This window comes from Mycobacterium ostraviense (genome assembly GCF_002705925.1).
Taxonomy (GTDB): domain Bacteria; phylum Actinomycetota; class Actinomycetes; order Mycobacteriales; family Mycobacteriaceae; genus Mycobacterium; species Mycobacterium ostraviense.
The window spans coordinates 690219-693891 of record NZ_NKRE01000001.1 but is presented as its reverse complement, the minus strand read 5'-3'; the positions used below and the strand labels follow the sequence as shown (position 1 = coordinate 693891).

Below are 3673 nucleotides of genomic sequence, written 5' to 3'. Positions count from 1 at the left end.
TCGGAAACTCCAACAAGCGACATCGGGTACGCCGCACCAGCCCAGATGGGGACGCCTCCGCGCCAGCCCACCAGCGCCCGTCCAGCAGGCCGCATGAATGTTTACGAACAGGCACTTACGGACACCTGAATGCAATGGGTGGGCGCACTCGGGGGGGTGATCGCCTCCACTGGCGGATCATCTCCGTCCCAAACCGAGGCGGGAGAACCCCAAACATAATTTGCGTTTCCCATCCCATATTGGGTGCCGTACCAGGTGTGGCAGACGGCCCGTTGGGCAGGATTTTTGATTGTCGTGGACACCCATGGTGTGGAGGAAATGTATCCGCGTGAGCGGTAGCAACGGTGAACGCCGATCCAGTGAAGGCGAGGCCGCCCGACAGCAGTGCCCCCGCAACGACTTTCTTCAGGGTGCTGGCGGTGTCCATAGCAATTTCCGCCTTATCAGGTTCTACTGCAACTCTGATCGGCCGCGAAAACTCTTGCTTCGGATTGGCTACCGATCCAATTACACGACGCCGTCATCACATGGGTGATAGTGGCAGTAAACATTTCACATTCGACGCGCTGGATTCGATATCGCAGCGGGCCGCAACTCGGCCCGCGGCTAGGCCGGCGACTCGCGTGCCACGATCACCGGTACCTGTGCCAGCTGCGCGACCGCTTCGCCGACGGAGCCCACCGATATTCCGGCGAATCCGCCGCGGCCCCGGCTGCCGACCACCACCAGCTGGGCTTGTCCGGACTGCTCGACCAGCTGGCGCGCCGGCTGATCCTGCACGGCAATACGGGTTACCGCCACATCCGGATACTGTTCCTGCCAACCAGCCAAGCGCTCGGCCAGCACCTGCTCGGCCATGGATTGTGTTGCCGGCCAATCGATTCCGGGCCACTCCGAGATATCGATGTCGCTCCATGCGTGCAGGGCCACCAACCCGACGCGCCGGCGTGCCGCCTCGTCGAATGCGAACGCGGTAGCCAGTTCCGAGGCTGCCGAACCGTCGATGCCCACCAGCACCGGTGCTTGATCGCGTTGCGTCGCCGACGGGTCGTCGTCGTGGACGATCACGACCGGACAGTGCGCGTAGCGCAGCACGGCGGAGCTGACCGAACCGAGCGGCCGGCCGGGCCATCGTCGGCTGCCCAGACAACCGGTGACCACCATCTCCGCGTCTTTGGACAGGTCGACCAACGTCGGAACCGCAGCCGAGCCCAGGATCTCGGTGTGAACTCCGGCAGGACCCCCGCTGCGAGCAGCTTCGTCGACGACTTTGAGCGCCTCGTCGACCAGTCGGCGTCCACGATCCTGCTGCCATCGCGCCAGACCTGCCGGCATCGGCATCTTCAGCAGGGTCGACACTTCGGGGGATACGGCGTGCACCAGTGTCAGTGGAATATTTCGCAGCTCGGCGTCGCGGGCTGCCCACTGTACCGCCAACCGGGCGGACGGTGACTCGTCGATGCCGACGACAATTCCCAAAGGTGCGTTGCGCGATGACATGACTCGTCCTTCGTGTGCCGGTTCGCCGCTATGGACGCTATCGACGGCGGCCCGGCCGGGTCAGAGCCGTTTGTCACCAGCACGAGGGCATAAGTCCCGCGATCGGCGTGATCAGACGCCCGGCACCGCCGGTTTGGAGGCGACGATGGCCACGGCGGCTAACCGCTCTCGATGCTTGCGGAATGTGTTGCGCATCATCAGCACTCGCTTACGTGCGGCCGGCTGGGTGAGTACGTTCTTGGCAAAGCGCAGCGCACCGAACAGGCCTTCGTCGGCGATCAGCCGGCGCGGCTGCAACAGTGCCATCGGGGCGGTTGTGACGTGCTCCACGACCAGGCCGTGGCCGGCCAGCAGCTGGGACCATTCCGCAATGGTGAGCGGACGCGCGTTGACCTTGATCGCCCGTGCCAGCGACTGCCTGACCTCGGTGCTGACGTCGTCGGGCACGTCGTCGGGTGTGAGGGCCAGCTCGTGAATGGCGTAGCGGCCTCGCGGGCGCAGCACCCTCGCCGCCTCGGCGACGATCGCGTGCTTGGCGGCATCCCCCTGCATGGTCAACATCGCCTCGCCGATCACCACATCGACGCTGGCGTCGGGTAAGCCGGTATCGGAGGCGTCGGTGACCCGCACGTCGCCCCGGTTTCCGTGATCGTGCAGCACCCCGCGAACCAGGTTGGCGGCATCGGGGTCGCCTTCGGCGCCGACGTACGACCGCGGGTGCCGGACCAGTATTTCGGCGGCGGTACGGCCCAGGCCCGGAGCCAGTTCGAGCACGTCGGCGTCGCTGACGTCGGCGCGGGCCAGCAGCGTGCGGGTCAGCTCCACGCCACCGGGCCGTAGCACCCGTTTGCCCAGCCGGGCCAGCAGCCAGTGCCCCTGCAGATGCTCCTCGTCGCGATTCGACTGGGGCAGTGGCCGCTCGCATCCGCCTGGTTCGTTCGCCATCAGCTGCCTTGGGGCACAGCGGATTCCAAGGCCAGCGCCTGGCGTCGTTGGTGCACGGTGAGATATCGCAAGCCCTCTGGGCCGGCAGTGAACTGCCGGCGCGAGCGTCGTGGCAGCCACAGCAGCGCGCCCGGATGCAAGTTGATGGTGCCCTCCTCGGTGCTCAGCCGGCCGCTGCCTGACAATACATGGATCAAGACGTCGAGATCGGGTCCAGTATGCATGCCGATTCCGCCGTCGGGCGGCAGGGCGACGATGTTGGAGTCCAGATCACGCTCCCGGACCTCCAATTTCCATGCTGCTCCGGTCACGTCGGTCGGTGCGGCGTAGTCGTTGGTGTCCTTGGTATCGGCCAGGATCGCGGTAGCGGGGTGCTGGTCAGCTTGCTGATCCGGATGCGCCACACCGCGGGTCCCTTTTCGATGTATTCCCAGCCGTAGCTGCCGGGGTGTTCGGTGTCGAACTCGGCGCGCAGATGCTTGGGGTCGTGGTTGTTGACCAGAACGAACCTCCCGCCGGCGGGCAGTGCGGCGTAGCTGGCGAAAATCATCGGATGCTTGTCCGGTTTACATAGCTGTCTAACGTCAAGTTCGTTGTCGGCCATAGGTTTCCCATCGTCCATGGTTTTTACAAATTAATTTGTGTAAACTCTAGCGCATGGTGCGTCCTAGAAGCTGGATCAGGCTTGCGGGTGGAAGTCCCGTCCCGGTAGGCGCCGGAGCGCCGGGTAGCAGGCCCCGGTTCGTCGTCGAGAGGCGGCGGGCTAATACTGCAGCCGTAGTTCACGATCTACTGCTGCAGTACTAACAGCGTCTTCATATCTCGAAACCGCGATATCTCTTCGCTGAGGGCTTCTGCTACCCGATCGTGAATACGTACTGCGCCGTCAAAAGATAGCCCGATCTTGGCCAGCTTGGCATCTAATAAGCCCACGGTATCTGCTAAAGACAGTCGCGGCTGCATGGTCATCAGGAGATAAACCTCGAAGTCGACTACTGCGGCATACAAAGTTAAATCCATCGCCTACTACGGGTGCGCTATGCCGATGATGGTGTGGTGTTGTGCCGCAATGCGGTACAGGCCGAGCATGCCCTGACGGTAGTGGGAGAAGTCCTGGCGTCGTTGGGGCTGCGGCTGCATCCGGACAAAACGAAAGTGGTCGACCTGCGGGAGGGACGTGAGGGCCTGGATTTTCTAGGCTGTCATTTCCGCGCCCGCATGTCAGGAC

Annotated in this window: 6 protein-coding genes; 1 reads left to right on the top strand and 5 read right to left on the bottom strand. The window is 63.8% G+C overall.

Going from position 1 to position 3673, the window contains the following annotated elements:
- Positions 1 to 606: 606 nt before the first annotated feature.
- The 5 genes from CDN38_RS03010 to CDN38_RS02995 form a co-directional block, all read right to left on the bottom strand.
- The gene (locus CDN38_RS03010; RefSeq protein ID WP_099318769.1) at positions 607 to 1500 is read right to left on the bottom strand and encodes a universal stress protein; all 894 of its coding nucleotides are present in this window, start codon (positions 1498 to 1500) and stop codon (positions 607 to 609) included.
- A 111-nt stretch (positions 1501 to 1611) separates the two neighbouring features.
- The gene (locus tag CDN38_RS03005) at positions 1612 to 2445 is read right to left on the bottom strand and encodes a class I SAM-dependent methyltransferase (protein ID WP_075509475.1); all 834 of its coding nucleotides are present in this window, start codon (positions 2443 to 2445) and stop codon (positions 1612 to 1614) included.
- Positions 2445 to 2756: a cupin domain-containing protein gene (locus tag CDN38_RS32120; protein ID WP_306316083.1), complete on the bottom strand. Its 312-nt coding sequence runs from the start codon at positions 2754 to 2756 to the stop codon at positions 2445 to 2447. Before CDN38_RS32120 ends, CDN38_RS03005 begins: the two co-directional genes overlap by 1 nt.
- Complete coding sequence (locus CDN38_RS32115; RefSeq protein WP_306316082.1) at positions 2753 to 2995, bottom strand: DUF2249 domain-containing protein; 243 nt, start codon at positions 2993 to 2995, stop codon at positions 2753 to 2755. Before CDN38_RS32115 ends, CDN38_RS32120 begins: the two co-directional genes overlap by 4 nt.
- A 239-nt stretch (positions 2996 to 3234) precedes the next feature.
- Positions 3235 to 3465, bottom strand: a complete 231-nt coding sequence (locus CDN38_RS02995; protein ID WP_075509476.1) for a hypothetical protein — start codon at positions 3463 to 3465, stop codon at positions 3235 to 3237.
- Positions 3466 to 3477: 12 nt separating this feature from the next.
- Here CDN38_RS02995 and CDN38_RS02990 point away from each other — a divergent pair.
- Positions 3478 to 3673: reverse transcriptase domain-containing protein (locus CDN38_RS02990; RefSeq protein WP_244307461.1), on the top strand; the 196-nt coding region annotated here is incomplete at its 3' end.